We start from the raw sequence: 1,642 nt of genomic DNA, 5'->3' as shown, positions 1-1,642 counted from the left end.
ATTGAAACACGTGGCGCTCATCCGCTATATCGTGCGCCTAGTGAGGGAAGTCATACCTCTGAAGGTTCCCCACATCCTGTCTCGATTTTATAAAGCAAAACAAAGCCTGATAGATATGGGGTCTAAGAACTAGCAAAGCATCCATTTCGATAAAATAGATGCTTTTGTCTCAAGATCTTGAAAAACTACTTATCGAATTAGAAACGATAAAGCAGTTCAGCGCTGACGCTTGAATCGATAAAGAAAGTATCTTCCTCAAATAAGGCATATTCAAGGCGAATGGCTGTGTCCTGGCTGAAGAACCATCCTGCGTTAAGGCTATAAACCAGCTCTTTGGAAGCTGGGCCATGACTCAACTTTGTGGATGTATACGTGAGACCAACATCGATAGCCTTCGTCGGAAAGTAGGTCACACCTAAACCAAGTTGAGTCTCTTCTAAAGGATTTGTATCTAAGTTTCGAACGGTATTGTTCACAACCGACAAATCTATCTCATCGTGCTCTATTTCAAGATAAAGCGCTGACAGTTCAATAAATTGACCCAAATCAGCAAGCTCAAACAATGCATCGACGGTTAAACCATAGGTATCACCAACTGCATCATTATAAATCAATGATGCGATCATGTGTTCTGATGCATAAACACCTAGCTCAAACTCCGTCATGCTATCGCTATTGGTGAACGTAGTCCCATCTCTAAAACCAAGCTCTGCGTCATCACTAAACACATGATTTACCGATAACCAAAGTGGAATACTCTCATGCGTGATAGTGCCACCAAGGCCAGTGCGATCATTATCTACTGTTTCTAAAATACGACCACCTCTAACTTGAGCAAGGTCGGAGTATTCGAGCTGCGTATGATAAGCAAATACGCTTGAGACTTGTTGATATTTCGCTGCCAAGGCAAGTGGCTTGCTTCCATCAAGCATGATCGGATCTAAATATGCCGTCGCGCTTAAGCCTAAGAACTTACCTGATCCTGAATTGTCTTGAGAGATACTCGCTCCCGCTCCATATACAGCAAATTGAAAAGAATTTTCTGCCAAGGTCATGGTAGAAAAACAAAGCGATAGAAAAACAAATGAGATGACTCTGCTCATTAACAGTACTTCCTTGATTTATTGTTATGCACAAAAAAGCCCCGTTGTTTCCAACAGGGCTTTTAGCTAAAAGAACTAAGGCTTACTTAGCTTCTTTCTTAGCCTTTTCTTCAGCAATTACTTCTTCTGCCACGTTCATTGGGCAAGGTGCGTAGTGAGAGAACTCCATTGAGAACTGACCACGACCAGAAGTAATAGTACGTAGGTGACCGATGTAACCGAACATCTCTGAAAGAGGAACGTCCGCTTTAACACGTACACCAGTGTTACCAGCTTCTTGGTCCTTGATCATGCCACGACGACGGTTCAAGTCACCGATAACATCACCAACGTGATCGTCTGGAGTAAACACGTCTACTTTCATCACTGGCTCAAGAAGTTGAGGACCAGCTTTTGGCATTGACTGACGGAATGCACCTTTTGCTGCAATCTCAAATGCTACTGCTGATGAGTCAACTGCGTGGTAAGCACCATCGTATAGTTCAACTTCAACGTCCAATACAGGGAAGCCTGCAAGTGGACCAGTTTCCATCATACCT

General features: G+C 43.1%; 1 protein-coding gene and 1 pseudogene. Both read right to left on the bottom strand.

Translation table 11 applies throughout. The features are described from left to right. Nucleotides 1-197: 197 nt before the first annotated feature. Nucleotides 198-1,103, bottom strand: coding sequence for a hypothetical protein (locus A3739_RS24685; RefSeq protein ID WP_068500921.1), 906 nt, complete (start codon nt 1,101-1,103; stop codon nt 198-200). Between the two features lie 82 nt (nt 1,104-1,185). After that, nucleotides 1,186-1,642 (bottom strand): annotated as a pseudogene (locus tag A3739_RS24680) (elongation factor G); the annotation flags it as partial.

The organism is Oleiphilus sp. HI0067, from assembly GCF_001635735.1.
This window is presented reverse-complemented; position numbering and strand designations above follow the sequence as displayed.